20 protein-coding genes are annotated in these 14,714 nt (G+C 41.8%); 17 read left to right on the forward strand and 3 right to left on the reverse strand.

The genetic code is table 11. The features are described from left to right. The first annotated feature begins 4 nt into the window (after positions 1-4). Entirely contained in the window at positions 5-1,657 is a 1,653-nt protein-coding gene (locus HUJ22_RS06405; protein WP_290875393.1) for a beta-N-acetylhexosaminidase, read from the forward strand. On the opposite strand, the gene HUJ22_RS06410 is transcribed toward HUJ22_RS06405, so the two are convergent. Continuing rightward, positions 1,654-2,733 carry a calcium/sodium antiporter gene (locus HUJ22_RS06410; protein ID WP_290875395.1) on the reverse strand — a complete coding sequence of 360 codons (1,080 nt, stop codon included), beginning with the start codon at positions 2,731-2,733 and terminating at the stop codon, positions 1,654-1,656. The genes HUJ22_RS06405 and HUJ22_RS06410 overlap by 4 nt on opposite strands. Before the next feature lie 175 nt (positions 2,734-2,908). On the opposite strand from HUJ22_RS06410, the gene HUJ22_RS06415 reads away from it, so the two are divergent. The 4 genes from HUJ22_RS06415 (at position 2,909) to HUJ22_RS06430 (ending at position 5,306) form a co-directional block, all read left to right on the forward strand. After that, positions 2,909-4,195 carry an amidohydrolase family protein gene (locus tag HUJ22_RS06415; protein ID WP_290875397.1) on the forward strand — a complete coding sequence of 429 codons (1,287 nt, stop codon included), beginning with the start codon at positions 2,909-2,911 and terminating at the stop codon, positions 4,193-4,195. A gap of 30 nt (positions 4,196-4,225) precedes the next feature. Beyond that, positions 4,226-4,750: a hypothetical protein gene (locus tag HUJ22_RS06420; protein WP_290875399.1), complete on the forward strand. Its 525-nt coding sequence runs from the start codon at positions 4,226-4,228 to the stop codon at positions 4,748-4,750. A gap of 12 nt (positions 4,751-4,762) precedes the next feature. Further along, positions 4,763-4,927 (forward strand): YqaE/Pmp3 family membrane protein, encoded by a 165-nt coding sequence (locus HUJ22_RS06425; RefSeq protein ID WP_290875401.1) that lies wholly within the window; start codon positions 4,763-4,765, stop codon positions 4,925-4,927. An 82-nt stretch (positions 4,928-5,009) separates the two neighbouring features. Beyond that, positions 5,010-5,306 (forward strand): hypothetical protein, encoded by a 297-nt coding sequence (locus HUJ22_RS06430; protein ID WP_290875403.1) that lies wholly within the window; start codon positions 5,010-5,012, stop codon positions 5,304-5,306. Positions 5,307-5,340: 34 nt separating this feature from the next. Here HUJ22_RS06430 and HUJ22_RS06435 read toward each other — a convergent pair whose 3' ends face one another. Further along, entirely contained in the window at positions 5,341-6,324 is a 984-nt protein-coding gene (locus tag HUJ22_RS06435; protein ID WP_290875405.1) for a helix-turn-helix domain-containing protein, read from the reverse strand. Positions 6,325-6,393: 69 nt separating this feature from the next. Here HUJ22_RS06435 and HUJ22_RS06440 point away from each other — a divergent pair, with 69 nt between their 5' ends. From HUJ22_RS06440 to HUJ22_RS06495, 12 genes are all read left to right on the forward strand, one after another. After that, a complete protein-coding gene (locus tag HUJ22_RS06440) occupies positions 6,394-6,987 on the forward strand; it encodes a DinB family protein (protein ID WP_290875407.1) in 594 nt (197 codons plus the stop codon). 38 nt (positions 6,988-7,025) lie between these two features. Beyond that, the gene (locus HUJ22_RS06445) at positions 7,026-7,442 is read left to right on the forward strand and encodes a VOC family protein (protein ID WP_290875408.1); all 417 of its coding nucleotides are present in this window, start codon (positions 7,026-7,028) and stop codon (positions 7,440-7,442) included. An 8-nt stretch (positions 7,443-7,450) separates the two neighbouring features. Continuing rightward, complete coding sequence (locus HUJ22_RS06450; RefSeq protein ID WP_290875410.1) at positions 7,451-7,666, forward strand: hypothetical protein; 216 nt, start codon at positions 7,451-7,453, stop codon at positions 7,664-7,666. A 14-nt stretch (positions 7,667-7,680) separates the two neighbouring features. Continuing rightward, positions 7,681-8,229, forward strand: a complete 549-nt coding sequence (locus tag HUJ22_RS06455) for a dihydrofolate reductase family protein (protein WP_290875412.1) — start codon at positions 7,681-7,683, stop codon at positions 8,227-8,229. 10 nt (positions 8,230-8,239) lie between these two features. Beyond that, positions 8,240-8,590 carry a nuclear transport factor 2 family protein gene (locus HUJ22_RS06460; RefSeq protein WP_290875414.1) on the forward strand — a complete coding sequence of 117 codons (351 nt, stop codon included), beginning with the start codon at positions 8,240-8,242 and terminating at the stop codon, positions 8,588-8,590. 152 nt (positions 8,591-8,742) lie between these two features. Next, a complete protein-coding gene (locus HUJ22_RS06465) occupies positions 8,743-9,090 on the forward strand; it encodes a metalloregulator ArsR/SmtB family transcription factor (protein WP_290875416.1) in 348 nt (115 codons plus the stop codon). Continuing rightward, on the forward strand, positions 9,077-9,571 hold the full coding sequence (locus HUJ22_RS06470; protein ID WP_290875418.1) for an SRPBCC domain-containing protein: 495 nt from the start codon (positions 9,077-9,079) through the stop codon (positions 9,569-9,571). The genes HUJ22_RS06465 and HUJ22_RS06470 overlap by 14 nt, the downstream gene beginning before the upstream one ends. Before the next feature lie 24 nt (positions 9,572-9,595). Then, entirely contained in the window at positions 9,596-10,081 is a 486-nt protein-coding gene (locus HUJ22_RS06475) for an SRPBCC domain-containing protein (RefSeq protein ID WP_290875420.1), read from the forward strand. 49 nt (positions 10,082-10,130) lie between these two features. Beyond that, positions 10,131-11,048: an alpha/beta hydrolase gene (locus HUJ22_RS06480; RefSeq protein ID WP_290875422.1), complete on the forward strand. Its 918-nt coding sequence runs from the start codon at positions 10,131-10,133 to the stop codon at positions 11,046-11,048. A gap of 97 nt (positions 11,049-11,145) precedes the next feature. Continuing rightward, positions 11,146-11,544, forward strand: coding sequence for a DoxX family protein (locus HUJ22_RS06485; RefSeq protein WP_290875424.1), 399 nt, complete (start codon positions 11,146-11,148; stop codon positions 11,542-11,544). Positions 11,545-11,619: 75 nt separating this feature from the next. After that, positions 11,620-12,537, forward strand: a complete 918-nt coding sequence (locus HUJ22_RS06490; RefSeq protein ID WP_290875426.1) for a VOC family protein — start codon at positions 11,620-11,622, stop codon at positions 12,535-12,537. Positions 12,538-12,554: 17 nt separating this feature from the next. Next, positions 12,555-13,016 (forward strand): SRPBCC family protein, encoded by a 462-nt coding sequence (locus HUJ22_RS06495; RefSeq protein WP_290875428.1) that lies wholly within the window; start codon positions 12,555-12,557, stop codon positions 13,014-13,016. On the opposite strand, the gene HUJ22_RS06500 is transcribed toward HUJ22_RS06495, so the two are convergent. Then, complete coding sequence (locus HUJ22_RS06500) at positions 13,013-14,503, reverse strand: transporter substrate-binding domain-containing protein (RefSeq protein WP_290875430.1); 1,491 nt, start codon at positions 14,501-14,503, stop codon at positions 13,013-13,015. The two genes, HUJ22_RS06495 and HUJ22_RS06500, sit on opposite strands and share 4 nt — an antisense overlap. Between the last annotated feature and the right edge of the window lie 211 nt (positions 14,504-14,714).

Here is a 14,714-nt window from a genome sequence, read left to right on the forward strand (position 1 = left end):
AGATATGAGCCGCAAAAATCATTTTTACAATTTCTATTCTCCTTTGTTTTTGATCCTGACCTTAATTTTATCAGGAACGGTAGAGGCTCAAAACATTATTCCAAAACCCGTTTCTATTGTTCAGGGGGAAGGCGTTTTTGAACTGAATGATCGCACACAAATTTATATTTCTGAGGAAAGTGAAGAGCTCAGGTTTCTTGGCAACTACCTTAACGACCTGCTCTATTCAGCTACCTGGATGGATCACTCTATTCATTTAGAAAGCTCAAAACCTGATTCCGGGATTTTTTTAGTGATCGATCAAAATGCAAAATTTAAAAATAGCGAAGCGTATAAACTGACCGTAACTCCCTCAACTATTACTATTTCAGCTCCTGCTTCGACCGGGCTATTTTACGGGGTACAAACCCTACGGCAACTCTTCCCTGTATCCATTGAACATAATAAACCGTCACTGGCATCAAACAATCAAAAATGGGAGACCCCGGCTGTTGAAATTACGGATTATCCGAGGTTTGAATACCGTGGCCTGCATCTGGATGTAGCCCGCCATTTTTTCCCGGTGGAGTTCATCAAGAAATACATCGACCTGTTGGCAATGCACAAGATGAACCGGTTTCATTGGCATCTCACGGAAGATCAGGGGTGGCGTATTGAGATCAAGAAATATCCGAAGCTGACTGAGATCGGTGCCTGGCGGGATTCAACCCTTATTGGTCATTACGGTACAGATGAATATGATAATGTACGGCACGGTGGTTTTTATACTCAGGAAGAAATTAAAGAAGTCGTTCGATATGCCGGAGAACGACATATCATTGTCATTCCTGAAATAGAGATGCCGGGACATTCCAGTGCAGCACTTGCTGCTTACCCCGAATTCGGTTGTTTTGAAAAAGAATATCATGTTCAGTCAACATGGGGCGTCTTTGAAGATATTTACTGTCCAAAAGAGGAAACTTTTGAATTTTTAGAAGATGTATTGACAGAGGTGATGGAGCTTTTTCCAAGTAAATACATTCATATTGGCGGGGACGAAGCTCCCAAGAAACAATGGGAAGAAAGCAGGCTTGCTCAACAGGTAATTGAACGGGAAGGCTTGAAAGATGAACATGAGCTGCAAAGCTATTTTATTACCCGAATTGAAAAATTTCTAAATAACCATGGCCGGCAAATAATCGGCTGGGATGAAATCCTGCAAGGCGGGCTGGCTCCTCAGGCTACTGTTATGAGTTGGCGTGGTGAAGCCGGAGGTATTGAAGCTGCCCAGATGAAACACGATGTAATCATGACCCCTTGGTCTTCAAATTATTTTGATCATTACCAGGCAGATCCTGATACCGAACCATTGGCTATCGGAGGGTTTACCACTTTAAAAGATGTCTATCATTACGAACCGATTCCTGAAGAGCTTAACGAAGAAGAAGCAAAATATATACTGGGAGCCCAGGGTAATCTGTGGACTGAATACATGCACTCAGGCGATAAAGTGGAATATATGGCTTATCCCCGGGCAGTTGCTTTAGCAGAAGTATTATGGTCACCTATATCTCAAAAAGATTGGTTTAGCTTCTGGGGTCGTCTCCAAACTCATTTTGAACGGCTCGACATATTAGAAGTAAATTATGCCCGGCATTATCAAGGAAGCAAGCCCTAAGTCAGCTTTTCCTTTCTGAAATCAGTCACAAACTTGACGACAATCAGTACTATTGTAATGGGGATTACAATCCATATCATACCCCATTCCAGTTGCTCCTTGAATGGATGATTGATGGCTATCAAAACCAAATAAGCCATATAAACCGAGTAGTAAAAAAGGAATCCGGCGGCTTCCATCCTTCCCAATAATTTCCCCGGCCAAAATAAAGGCAAACAGGCGATGGCCACTATCAACATGATCGGAAGGTCCAGTTTAATGGCGCTCGCAGATACGTCAATGACACCGGGCGCAATTATGATCGTAAGTCCCAGCGTTAAAAGAATGTTATACAAATTGCTTCCCATTACATTTGCAACAGCCGTATCCGAATCTCCTTTTCGAACTGCAGCAAGGGAAGTAGCTACCTCAGGTAAGGATGTTCCAATAGATACAATTGTAAGCCCAATAATAAGCTCGGAGATACCTAATATCCCTGCAATCTCCACTGCAGCTTCAACCATCCACCTTGAACCCAATACAATCAGTACCAGGCCAGCCAGTAAAAAGAATATGTATTTGCCATAAAATAAGGAAGTAACCGGTTCTCCAACATCAATCTTTGCCTGCTGTTGTAATCGGTTAAGAGCCCGGTCTTTTCGAATTTGAGTGTACATAAATACAGAGTACAACACTAAAGCCCCTAAAATAATACCACCATCAAGTGGACTAAGTACACCGTCTACGGCTAATACAAAGAGCAAAGTGCTTGCTCCAATTACTGCGGGGATATCAATTTTAATAATCCGGTTCGTAATTTTTAAAGGACTGACGAGCCCTGCAATTCCTAAAATCAAGAGAATATTCGCAACATTGCTTCCAAGAATGTTGCCGAGCACCAGGTCAGGTTTTCCTTCCACAGCCGCTTGTAAGCTAATAGCCAGCTCCGGAGCCCCGGTTGCAAAAGCCACAACGGTAAGCCCCATCACCACAGGCGAGACACTCCATGCTGCTCCAAATTTATCTACTGATCTCAAAAATAATTCAGCTCCCCCAATAAGGATCACCAGCCCAACAATAAATAATATAACCGTCATTCTTTACGTCTTCTTAAAAGATTTTTTCAGGGCTCAAAACTAAAACAAATAATGGTCCAAAGGAATCTCTAAATAAAAAGATTTTACCCTTCCTCATCTCAACTTTCTATTTGATACTGATCTTTAACTTCAATTCCATATATTGTCGAAAATCATCAACCCCAGTAATAATACAATGAAAATCAGAGCAGTTTTTCTCACCGTCATCTTGTCACTTTTGGTTATTTCTTCAGGATTTGCCCAACGAACCATTATTCACGCAGGCACCTTAATTGATGGAGTTTCCGATGAAGCCCGGACTGAAGTAAGCATCTTAATTGAAGACAATAAAATAACAGGTGTAGAAAAAGGATACATAGCCGGTAACAATAACGATCAGATCATTGATCTGAAATCCAAAACTGTACTTCCCGGCCTCATTGATTTACATGTGCATCTGGAAAGCGAAACCAATCCTCAAAAATATTTAGAAGAATTCACCTTTAATGAGGCTGATTTTGCCATGCGTTCCACCGCCTTTGCAAAGAGGACACTAATGGCCGGATTTACCACGGTTAGAGAACTTGGAGGATCAGGAGTTAATATTTCTCTTCGCAATGCCATTAATCAGGGCTATGTGGACGGTCCGCGAGTTATTACTGTTGGAAAATCACTGGCAACCACCGGAGGACATGCCGACCCTACCAACGGCTGGAAAAATGATCTGATGGGCAATCCCGGGCCAACGGAAGGTGTAGTAAACGGAGTAGCGGAAGCACGACAGGGAGTGCGTCAACGCTATAAAGAAGGATCAGACCACATCAAAATAACAGCAACAGGCGGGGTACTGAGTGTCGCAAAATCCGGAGATGCTCCTCAGTTTTTTGAAGACGAGCTAGATGCGATTGTTCAAACTGCCAATGAATATGGAATGCACGTTGCGGCTCATGCCCATGGCGAAGAAGGAATGAAACGAGCCGTTGAAGCAGGAGTTCTCACCATTGAGCATGGAACTCACATGAGTACAGAAGTCATGGATTTGATGATTAAAAATGGCACCTATTACGTACCTACTATTAGCGCGGGTAAATGGGTGGCTGAAAAAGCAAAAGTTGAAGGATATTATCCAGACTTGGTGGTTCCAAAGGCGCTTGAAATCGGGCCGAAAATTCAAAATACTTTTGCCGAAGCTTACAATCATGGAGTAAAAATTGCTTTCGGTACGGATGCCGGCGTTTTCCCGCATGGATTAAATGGTAAAGAATTCCGCTATATGACTGAAGTAGGAATGCCCGTAATGGAAGCTATCAAAAGTGCGACCATAACAGGAGCAACGGTTTTAGGGATGGAGAACCAGATTGGTACTATTGAGGTCGGAAAACTTGCCGATATCGTAGCTACCGATACGAACCCCCTTAATGATGTCACAGCGCTAGAGTCTGTTTCTTTTGTAATGAAAGATGGTATAATTTATAAGAATTAAGAACTTGTCCCTGGACGAAGTACGTAGATTATGCCATTACGTTCAACAAAGAAAAAGCTTCTAAAAAAACTGCAGTGGACCTTTCAAGTGGAAGGTATGAACTCGGTGATGTTTTTCGGCATCCTGCTTTTTTTAAATGCGACCTATAAAATCTCTGATTTACTTTTCCTCTCCTATGGACTGTTGTTAATGTGCTTCATCCTGTTTCAAGGAACATACTATTGGTGGGTAAAATTTTCCTCATTGAATGATGAACATATTTTTCAGTCAACAGTTCTTTCCCGGTTTCAAAATTTCAAAAAAATAAATCGAATTATGATAGCCTTGATCCCGGTCGTATTATTACTGCAATGGTTTGTTTCAAGTAAACAAATTACCGGCGATAATTTTTGGGGATGGGCTCTTTTTGCAAATGGCTTCGGGGTTTTAGAATACATCAATTATTATCATAAACAGTTAATGTATGATAATAAACAAGATTTAGACTACCTTATACAAAACAGAAAACTAAAGGAAGCCTCTCTTCACAAAGATTTGCGTGAACATAAAATTTAACCCCGGAACATCATGAGCATACTTCGAATTATCTTTGCAATCATTCTTCCTCCCCTTGGCGTATTTTTGACCATTGGAATTAAACCGGCATTCTGGCTAAATATATTATTGACCATACTTGGATTCATCCCCGGCATTATTCATGCTGTCTGGATTATTGCCAAACATGACCAATAAAAATCATCTGTAAAGAACCATTTTAGCATTAGTCCGGTCATTTTTGTAGGATATAACTGCATCACAACTAAAGTTTACACTTATGACCATCAAAGCCATTAAAGAACAGCTTAAATCATCTGATAAGCCTGTTGCCAAATCATATCATATTGGCGATCATTTTAAAGTTTTGCTCTTTGGATTCAACAAAGGAATGAAATTAGAAGATCATAAAGCCCATCATCCAACGAAATTACTGGTTTTGGAGGGAGAAGTAATCTATCACCAAGAGAAAAAAGACATACGGATGAAAAAACATGACGAGATAGATATTCCTGCTGAAGTCTCGCATTCCGTTGCTGCATTAACGGACAGCTTGATTTTGCTTACCCAAGGATAAGGAATATCGAACAAGGAAGTCCGACCTCCGAAATTTAAACCGCAATGGCTTCCCGGTTGTATTTGTCGCGATACTCGATAGGGGTAAGGCCGGTAATTTTCCGGAATAGGTTACGGAAAGACTTGGTATCGGAATAGCCCACTTCGTACATCACTTCATTTACATTTTTACGAGTGGTTTCCAGGTCTTTTTTAGCGGCCTCTATTTTAACCCGTTGCACGTATTCGGTGATAGTATTACCCGTCGCTTTTTTAAATCTTCGTTCGAGTGTTCTGCGGCTCAGAGCCAAATAATCAGCCAAATCATCTACCCGGATAGTTTCTTCATAATTATTCTCAATATATTTTTGAGCCTCTTCTACTTTATTATCCCCGTGATCCTTCTGTCCTTTAAAAATAATAAAGGCAGATTGACTGTCTCGGTCTATATCAATGGAAAAAGCTTTAGAAGCCATCACTGACACTGCACGACCGGCATTTTTTTCAATTATATGAAGCAGCAAGTTTAAAAAAGCATAGGCCCCTCCACTGGTATAAATGCCATCTTCTTCCGTCATAATTTTCTCGTCTACCAGTTTTACCTCTGGAAATAACCGCCGGAAATTATTGGCATGCATCCAATGAGTAGCACATTGTTTCCCATCTAACAGGCCGGTGGAAGCCAAGAAAAAAGCCGCCACACATAAACTCACTACTTCTGCCCCGTTTTTATATTGGTGAACAATCCAGGGAATAAATTCCTGATTTTGCTGTTTTGCTTTCTCAAAATCATCATGAATGGCCGGAATGATAATCATATCCGTTTTTTTCACTTCCTGCATCAGGCAATCCGGGCTTACAGAAAAGAGACCGTGGGACTGCCGGGTTTCTTTTTCCAGCCCCACAAGATGAACATCAAATACAGGATCTTTACCCATATCCGCCAACATTCCATTCACCATATTAAGAATTTGATGGGTACCACCAATGTTTACAACACTGGTATGTCCCCGGGGTATTAAAATAGATACGTGTTTCATGTCTGCTTAATTAGTCGTTATTCCTTGTTGGCTATTCGCCAATAACATTTAACAATTAACTAAAACCCGATGTCGCAATCAACCCTCAAGAATGGCGTAATTACCCCTGACATAGTTCATTACCAGACAGTATGTTTCTTGCAGGCAACAAAATTAGTTCAAAGTATTCAATCCATGAAAGACGTTTTACTTCTCCAATTCGATCTGCACCAACGATTATACAATAATGTATTAGATGGATTTACAGATGAAGAAACCAATCGGCGCCCTCATGGCGACCGCAACATGAACCATGTAAAATACCTGGCAGGACATCTGCTGAACTCCCGCTACGGGCTGACATCAATGACCTGGTTTAGTCCCGAAGTAAAATGGAACGATCTTTTTGCTGTGATGGGACAATCTGAAGCAAAAGATGATATCCCCTACCCATCCATTGAGGAAATAAAGAAAGAATGGAACATACTTTATGAACCTACACGTAAGGAATTGGAAAAATTAACCGCCGATAGTCTTGCTAAAACCCCTCTTGCTCCTTTTGACAAAGTAGCTGAATCGAAGGGTAAACTATGGGCCTTTATCAATCATCATCAGGCTTATCATATTGGACAGATCAGCATTTTGAGAAAAGCTTTTGCGAAAAAGCCTATGAGTTATGAGTGAACAGTAATCAGAACAATAAAAGAATAAGGTATAATACTATGACAAAAGAATTATGGATTAACCTGCCGGTAAAAGATGTGGCCCGTTCGCGGGAATTTTACAAACAGATTGGATTCAAACTCAATCCAAATCACCCTGAAAATGACCAGATGGCTGCTTTTTTAGTGGGCGAAAAAGAGATCGGGCTGATGCTATTCACGGAAGAGCAATTCAAAGAATTCAGCAATCACGAAATCCCTGATCCCCGGAACGGCACCTCTACCCTGTTTTCCTTTGATGCGGAAAGCCCGGAAGAAGTGGATGAAATAGCCCGAAAAGCAAAAGAAGCCGGCGGAACCATTTATGGAGAACCCGGCGAAAAAGATGGGTGGATGTACGGAGCCGGTTTCATTGACCCGGATGGTCACCGGTGGAGTATTTTATATATGGACATGAGTAAAATGCCAAAAGGTTGACTTTAAAAATGGTTAAAGTGTATAAAACCAATGTAAATGAGTCTTCCCGGGCGCAGGACATTCTAGAAGATATCCGTGATTTGCTACCCGGAAGTGATCCCAGTTTTGACCTTGAAGATCGCGATAAGGTACTTCGGATTGAACGTACTTCCGATAAGATAGAGGAACAGGAAATTCGGGAAATCCTGTCTAATTACGGACATTCCTTAGAAATACTTCTTTAAATATAAACCACAACATGAGAAAAATAATCTATACTAAAAGCGTATCCCTGGATGGATACATCGAAGATCAAAAAGGTACAATAGACTGGACGACTCCATCTGAAGAACTGCACCGCCATTTTAATGACCGCGAACTGGAAGTGGATACTCATTTATATGGACGAAAAGTCTATGAAGTGATGCAGTATTGGGAAGACGCTGATCAGGATCTCGATTACATGAAAGAATATGCCCGGCTTTGGCAGAAGCAAAAGAAGATAGTATTCTCAACCACAATGGATCAGGTAAAAAGTGGGTACGAACTCAGGAACTCGGTGAATCCGGATGAGATCAGACAATGGAAAAAATTAACCGGAAAAAACATGATCGTTGGCGGGGCTTCATTAGCTTCGTCGTTCATGGAGCACGGATTGGTGGATGAAATTCACTTATACATCCCGCCGGTTCTTTTAGGGGGTGGTAAACCGATGTTCCCGCTTAACCAAAAACTGGATCTGGAATTTATGGAAAGTCAGATTTTTCCCGGCGGTGTGATGATGCTTAAATATCAAATTAAATCCTGACCAAACTACCATGAAAACTAAAAATCAGGAATTCTTAGAGAAGTTCAATCAAGCTTTTGCCCAAAACGATACAGATTTCATCCTCGGGCAAGTTTCAGATACTATTAAATGGACTGCCGTTGGTGATTTCACTGTAGAAGGAAAAGAAGCTTTCCAAAAAGCTCTTGAAAGTATGACCGGAGATGAACCCTATGAACTCAATGTCCATAAGATCATTACCCATGGAAAAGATGCGGCCGTAAATGGAATAATGAGATCAAAAGATGGCAAGCAGTATGCCTTTTGTGATGTGTATAAATTCAGTGGCTTCAACGAACCAAAGATCAGTGAATTGACTTCATATGTGGTTGAGCTTCGTTAATCGTTATTCGAGAACCCTAATACGATTAACGAATAACTAATCCCCTCACTTTAATCTTTATTATAATTTTTTATGGCAAATATTGACATAAAGGTTTCGTTAATGTATTTTACTAATCAGTTAATTAACCATATAGTTAAATATAATCATCTATGTCAGCAGATCAACTCAGTTCTACATTTCATGCACTCGCCGACCCTACGCGCCGGGCTATACTGGGCAGTTTGACCTCAGGCGAAAAAACGGTTTCAGATTTAGCGGAACCATTTGATATGACCATGCCTGCCATTACCAAGCACTTGAAGGTACTGGAAAAGGCACACCTGATTGAGCGCAGCCGGGAAGCACAATACCGCCCCTGCAAACTTCAGCCGGAGCCGCTGAAAGCGATTGATGAATGGATGGAACAATACCGCAGATTTTTTGAGGCAAGCTTTGACCGATTGGAGGATTATTTAAAACAAATACAAACAAAGGAGGGCGACGATGCCAACCAATAAAACAAATGTACAAACCAAAGGACGTGAACTAATTATGGAGCGCATTTTTGATGCCCCACCCCAACTGATGTTTGAGGTGTGGTCGAGCTGTAAACACCTGAAAAACTGGTGGGGGCCGAAAGAATGGCCCATGCACGAATGCGAGATGGATTTCCGGGAAGGAGGTAAATGGCATTTTTGTCTGCGCGGCCCCAATGAAGGAGACGAATCCTGGGGACTGGCCGTCTATAAGAATATCGACAAACCTCGGAAAATTGAGTACAAAGATAATTTTTCAGATGAGCAGGGCAACATCAATGAAGACATGCCGGAAATGCTGATAACTGTTGAATTTTTTGAACACGAGGGTAAAACCCGTCAGGTAAGTACTACTCTTTTTGATACCGAAGCAACACTTAAACAGGTCATTGAAATGGGCGCAGTTGAAGGCAATGAAAGCCAAATGGAACGCCTGGATGAATATTTACCAACCATTCAATAATTAACTACAAGGATAGAAAAAATTATGAAAACAGAGAAAAAGCTTGAAAACCAGAAACTCATTTTAACCCGCGACTTTGACGCTACGCCTGAATTGATGTTCGAGGTTTGGAGCAACTGTACACACCTGAAACACTGGTGGGGTCCCAAAGAATGGCCTATGGAAGAATGTGAGATGGACTTCCGAGAAGGCGGCCAATGGCGATACTGCCTGCGCGGACCGAACGAAGGCGATGAGTCTTGGGGAATGGCAGTCTATCAACAAATCAACAAGCCGGGTAAGATCATTTATAGCGATCACTTTACCGATGCAGACGGCAGTCTAATGGAAAATATGCCGAACATGACCATTACCGTTGAATTTGTAGCTCAAAATGGCAAAACACGCCAAATCAGCACCGTTGATTTCGATACAAATGAGGAACGTGACAAAATCGTGGAGATGGGCATGGCTGAAGGCATGGACAGCTCCCTAAATCGACTGGAGCAATATCTGGCTGAATTAGAATAGCAGGCTAAGCTGGAACCATAAGATTTCTAAAAATAAAAAAGCTAATACTATGAGTGTTCAAAAAACTACCACACAAATTACAATTTCACTATTCCTGTTGATTTTTCTAATCTGCTCTCCAAGTGTGTTACACGCACAGCCTAAAAGCGGGTATGTAGAAACAGGCGGAATCAACTATTACTATGAAATCCATGGGGAAGGTGAGCCACTTCTCCTCTTACACGGCGGGCTGGGTTCCATTGATATGCTTGAATCCCTCCTTCCTGCCTTTACAGAAAACCGGCAGGTTATCGGGATTGATTTGCACGGACACGGCCGAACCGAATTGGGCGACCGTGAAATCAGCTACATTGATATGGGCAACGATATGGCTGCCATCCTAAAGGAGCTAGGTTACAAAAAAGTAGATGTGATGGGCTATTCTATGGGAGGCGGTGTAGCTCTGCGTGTGGCCATACAACATCCCGAAATCGTAAGGCGGTTAGTAGCCGTATCGGCCAGTTTTGCTCATCCGGAAGCAACCTATCCGGAAATAATAGCACAACAAAAACAAGTGGGAGCAGAAATGGCGGAAGCTATGAAAGAAACGCCCATGTATCAGACATACAAAGCAGTAGCACCCTATCCTGAAGATTTCCCTACGCTGCTTGACCGAATGGGGGAATTGATGCAAAAACCCTTCAACTGGTCGGAAGAAATAAAGGAACTCGAAATGCCGGTCATGCTCGTTTATGGCGACAGCGATATGTTCCGGCCAGAACATATCGTGGAGTTCTATCAGCTATTAGGCGGTGGTTTGAAAGATGCCGGGTGGCAACGCGAGAACATGTCTCAAAACCGGTTGGCGATCCTGCCAAACCTCACGCACTACGAAATATTTATGGCACCCCAATTGGCCAAAACGGCCCTTCCTTTCCTCAATGGAGATAGCGGGGCACCGAGCTGGAGCACAGGTTCATCTGAATAAAACAGAACCTCAAGAATTAAAACTGAATCCATTACGAACGAATAAAAATCCTATAAAAGATTCTGATTCTGTAATAACTAAAAACACATAATTAAGCATGAAAAGCATTATTCAAAATATCGTCAGTCTGCTTGCAGGTTTAATGTTCATCAATGCCGGGCTGAACAAATTCTTCCATTATATGCCCATACCTGATGATTTACCAGAGCAAGTGGTAAATATGAACGCTGCTATGGCAGAAATCGGCTGGCTGCTGCCTCTTGTGGCTATCGCCGAAATAGCCGGAGGTATGCTATTTATTATCCCCCGATTCAGAACCCTTGGAGCTATTGTACTTTTCCCCGTCATGATTGGGATAATTTTGATTCACCTTACGGTTGCTCCCTCCGGTCTGCCAATAGCAGTGGCAATCTTCCTTGTCCTTTTATGGGCAATGTATGACCAGCGAGAAAAATACCTGTACTTGGTAAAAATGGATAGCCTGCAAAAAAATTAACCACCCATTAACCAATAGCTAAAAACCAAGTATCAAAAAATGAACACCATCAAACACTAATTCAACCAAAATCCTATGAGTACGCAAAAAATCATACCTCATCTGTGGTTTGACTACCAAGCCGAAGAAGCTGCTGGATTTTATATTTCAATATTTGGAGAAAATTCGGGCACAAAAGAACGAACCTATTATACAGAAGCCGGTCAAGATATCCACGGCATGGAAGCAGGCTCTTTAATGACTGTAGACTTTGAACTTGCCGGTTATAAAATAATCGCCCTTAACGCCGGGCCGCTTTTCCATTTTACCCCCGCTATTTCGTTCTACGTAACATGTGAGACGGAAACTGAAGTCGATGAGCTGTGGCATAAACTATCAGAGGGCGGGTCAGCTATGATGCCCCTTAAAAAATACGACTGGAGCGAAAAATACGGTTGGGTTAAGGATAAATACGGATTGACCTGGCAAATTTCACTAGGACAACTGGAAGATGTCCACAACCAAAAAATCATCCCCTCACTGATGTTTGTTAGTGAAGAAGGGCAAGCCGAGGAGGCCGTCAATCTCTATACTTCCCTATTTGATGATTCGGACATCACCGGAATATTACGATATGGGAAAAACGAAGATCAGCCGGAAGGCAGCGTGATGCATAGTCAGTTTCAACTCAATAACGGGGAAGTTTTTATGGCGATGGACAGTTCTCCGGAACATGCTGATTTCACCTTTAATGAAGCGATTTCACTATTGGTTGAATGCAAAAACCAGAAAGAAATTGACCATTTCTGGGAAAAGCTCTCCAGCGACCCCAAAGCTGAACAGTGCGGCTGGCTGAAGGATAAATTCGGGCTTTCGTGGCAAGTTGTTCCTGAGGGAATGAACCAGATGATAAATGCCAATGATTCTGAAAAAGCCAAGCAGGCTATGAATGCAATGCTCCAAATGAAAAAAATCGATATCCAAAAATTACAAGAAGCCTTCCAAGGCAAATAACTTTGCGAACCGATCCTATGAAAGACAAAACCATACATATATCCCGTGAATTTGATGCTCCCCGCGAACTTGTTTTTGAAGCATTCACCCAACCGGAACACATCGGCAAATGGTGGGGGCCCAATGGGTTTTCAACCACCACCAAAAGCATGAATTTTAAAGTTGGGGGCGAATGGATTTTCACCATGCACGGACCCGATGGCACCGACTACCCCAACCGGGTTGTTTATACCGAGATTAAAAACTCTAAACTCCTAAAATATGACCATTTTGACAAATATAAGGATGATGGCAGGCCTCCCCATTTCAAACAAACCATCACTTTTAAAGAAGCAAATGGTAAAACCAAAGTAGAAATGAACTTGCTCTTCCCCACCGTTGAAAAACGAGAGGAAGCTACTGAATTTGGAGCTGTGGAAGGCGGGAATCAAACATTGGCACGACTGGCTGAATTTCTTGTCTCTGAGAAACCTGGTTAATGCAGATTGGAAATCTTCTCTCCATTGAGAGCCGCCACCCGATTGTACATTTGATATCGATTCCGGATTTCTTTCACATACTGTACCGTTTCAATTCCGCGAATATATCCATGTCGGGCGTATTGATGATATCTTTCTTGCATCAGCTTGAGAAGAGCATCTTCCACATTCTCCCATTCATTCGGATCCCTATTGTGTTCCATTGCCAGCCGGCGAGCATCAATCATGTGTCCATTTCCCGCATTATAAGTCGCAAGAGCAAATGATAGCTGGTTTACGCTGTCAAGGTAGGCATAATGGTTAAGATTATTTTTCAAAATCCATGCCCCTTCGTGCAAATTTGTCAGGGGATCATACAGGTTATTATATTCCGTAACTGAAAAACGTGGCAAAATCTGCATTAATCCCACCGCTCCTGCAAAACTTTTAGCTTCCGGATTAAAACCGGATTCCTGAATAACCATCGAAGTTAGCAACAGCCAATCAAGTCCTACTGAATCCGCTACAGATTTAGTCAGATCCTCGAATGACGAAATCAATCCCATACTCGAGTAGTATTTTTCGGGGTTATAATAATCCTCCACATAAGGACTTTGATTATGATATCTATAGCGCAGCTGATTCAAAAAAGCAGAGCGAAGAGGTTCCTCGCGTACATCAGAAAACCTGAAGTGTTTTTCCAGGAAACTGTTTAATTTCGCTTCCAGTCCCGGTGCATTTTTCCTGATTGCCCAGGCTATAGTATCTTTTTGTGCGATCACCGGGCCTGCCTGTAATCCGGGAAAATAACCGGAACCGGCCTGATATGTCTGTTCATCCAGTACCGCTGCCTTGATTTCTCCCCCCGAAACCTGCATGAGCAATGATTTCGCATCTTCGTTATAGGGCACAAAGTTTATATTTAGATCATACCCCTGTTCCTCAAGTCTTTCAAGGTGGGTATGATCTGTACTGTTTCTGCGCACATACACCGGAATCCTTTTTACAGAAAAATCCTCGAGGGTTTCCGGCTGGATTTCTAAGCTATCGGAATAAACGATTATTTTATCCGATAACTTATATGGCCTGCTAAAATTAACAGTTCTCCTCTTTTGACTGCTAACCGTATAATTATTGGCAATTACATCTCCTGTACCCGAATTCAGCAGGTTATGAGGATGTTCATCAACTCCAAGAAATATAACCTCCAGTTCCAATCCGTATTCTTTAGCGAATTCATTCAACAACTCATATTCGAATCCTGACTCATACCCATGGCGAAGAAAATACTTATCCGCACCATAGCCGGTGATCATCCGTAAAACACCGCTTTCTTTGATCTGTTCAAAATCACGCTCAACGGTTTGAGTACTTTGACCAAAATATTCCTCAATAAAACGATCAATATCATCTTCATTTATACAGCCGGACAGCAAAACACATGACATGACCAATAGCAGGGCTCCAATTGACCTAAATGATTGCATATTATTTCTTTTGTTGTTCATTTTAATCTCTTCAAACCTGATTATTAAAGAATGTTCCGTCTTCACTCCCTCCATTATCTAGGTGAAACGAATGCTTCATTAACCTAATTGTGCATCTCCGCTTTTACCTAATTAAATAATTATTGTGAATAGCCAAAATTTAATTTCATTACAATTGCCAAATTTCGGAATTCATCATTCTCTTCATTTGGCTCTTATAGCATCCGCGGAG

Source organism: Gracilimonas sp. (genome assembly GCF_014762685.1).
Taxonomy (GTDB): Bacteria; Bacteroidota; Rhodothermia; order Balneolales; family Balneolaceae; genus Gracilimonas.

What these genes read in the sequence shown, in the direction of transcription:
- HUJ22_RS06420 (WP_290875399.1), top strand. Translation starts at nt 4,226, where the DNA reads ATGCCATTACGTTCAACAAAGAAAAAGCTTCTAAAAAAACTGCAGTGG.
- HUJ22_RS06415 (WP_290875397.1), top strand. Translation starts at nt 2,909, where the DNA reads ATGAAAATCAGAGCAGTTTTTCTCACCGTCATCTTGTCACTTTTGGTT.
- HUJ22_RS06475 (WP_290875420.1), top strand. Translation starts at nt 9,596, where the DNA reads ATGAAAACAGAGAAAAAGCTTGAAAACCAGAAACTCATTTTAACCCGC.
- HUJ22_RS06490 (WP_290875426.1), top strand. Translation starts at nt 11,620, where the DNA reads ATGAGTACGCAAAAAATCATACCTCATCTGTGGTTTGACTACCAAGCC.
- HUJ22_RS06460 (WP_290875414.1), top strand. Translation starts at nt 8,240, where the DNA reads ATGAAAACTAAAAATCAGGAATTCTTAGAGAAGTTCAATCAAGCTTTT.
- HUJ22_RS06410 (WP_290875395.1), bottom strand. Translation starts at nt 2,733, where the DNA reads ATGACGGTTATATTATTTATTGTTGGGCTGGTGATCCTTATTGGGGGA.
- HUJ22_RS06445 (WP_290875408.1), top strand. Translation starts at nt 7,026, where the DNA reads ATGACAAAAGAATTATGGATTAACCTGCCGGTAAAAGATGTGGCCCGT.
- HUJ22_RS06480 (WP_290875422.1), top strand. Translation starts at nt 10,131, where the DNA reads ATGAGTGTTCAAAAAACTACCACACAAATTACAATTTCACTATTCCTG.
- HUJ22_RS06495 (WP_290875428.1), top strand. Translation starts at nt 12,555, where the DNA reads ATGAAAGACAAAACCATACATATATCCCGTGAATTTGATGCTCCCCGC.
- HUJ22_RS06425 (WP_290875401.1), top strand. Translation starts at nt 4,763, where the DNA reads ATGAGCATACTTCGAATTATCTTTGCAATCATTCTTCCTCCCCTTGGC.
- HUJ22_RS06500 (WP_290875430.1), bottom strand. Translation starts at nt 14,503, where the DNA reads ATGAACAACAAAAGAAATAATATGCAATCATTTAGGTCAATTGGAGCC.
- HUJ22_RS06405 (WP_290875393.1), top strand. Translation starts at nt 5, where the DNA reads ATGAGCCGCAAAAATCATTTTTACAATTTCTATTCTCCTTTGTTTTTG.
- HUJ22_RS06485 (WP_290875424.1), top strand. Translation starts at nt 11,146, where the DNA reads ATGAAAAGCATTATTCAAAATATCGTCAGTCTGCTTGCAGGTTTAATG.
- HUJ22_RS06435 (WP_290875405.1), bottom strand. Translation starts at nt 6,324, where the DNA reads ATGAAACACGTATCTATTTTAATACCCCGGGGACATACCAGTGTTGTA.
- HUJ22_RS06450 (WP_290875410.1), top strand. Translation starts at nt 7,451, where the DNA reads ATGGTTAAAGTGTATAAAACCAATGTAAATGAGTCTTCCCGGGCGCAG.
- HUJ22_RS06465 (WP_290875416.1), top strand. Translation starts at nt 8,743, where the DNA reads ATGTCAGCAGATCAACTCAGTTCTACATTTCATGCACTCGCCGACCCT.
- HUJ22_RS06455 (WP_290875412.1), top strand. Translation starts at nt 7,681, where the DNA reads ATGAGAAAAATAATCTATACTAAAAGCGTATCCCTGGATGGATACATC.
- HUJ22_RS06440 (WP_290875407.1), top strand. Translation starts at nt 6,394, where the DNA reads ATGTCGCAATCAACCCTCAAGAATGGCGTAATTACCCCTGACATAGTT.
- HUJ22_RS06470 (WP_290875418.1), top strand. Translation starts at nt 9,077, where the DNA reads ATGCCAACCAATAAAACAAATGTACAAACCAAAGGACGTGAACTAATT.
- HUJ22_RS06430 (WP_290875403.1), top strand. Translation starts at nt 5,010, where the DNA reads ATGACCATCAAAGCCATTAAAGAACAGCTTAAATCATCTGATAAGCCT.